General features: G+C 55.1%; 1 protein-coding gene. It reads left to right on the top strand.

The genetic code is table 11. From position 1 onward, the window contains the following. On the top strand, window positions 1-256 hold a 256-nt coding region (locus FS818_RS28515), incomplete at both ends, for an AMP-binding enzyme (RefSeq protein ID WP_145336782.1).

The following is a 256-nucleotide window of genomic DNA, read 5'->3' as shown; positions in this document are numbered from 1 at the left end:
TACGTGGTGAGCCGTGGCGTATTTAATGCATCCGAGTTGCGCACGTATTTGAAACGGAGTTTGCCTGAGTATATGGTGCCGTCGTATCTGGTGGAAGTAGAGCAAATTCCACTGACGGCCAATGGGAAGGTAGACCGGAAGGCGCTGCCGGAGCCGCAAGGATTGCTACAGACAACCAGCGAATACGTTGCGCCGCGAAGCGAGACCGAAGCGAAGCTAGCGGAGATTTGGCAGGATGTGCTCCGAACCGAACAAG

The sequence above is a fragment of the Paenibacillus xylanexedens genome, assembly GCF_007680605.1.
GTDB classification, from domain to species: Bacteria; Bacillota; Bacilli; order Paenibacillales; family Paenibacillaceae; genus Paenibacillus; species Paenibacillus xylanexedens_B.
Note: the sequence above shows the minus strand (reverse complement) of the source record. Positions and strands in the feature narration are given on the sequence as shown.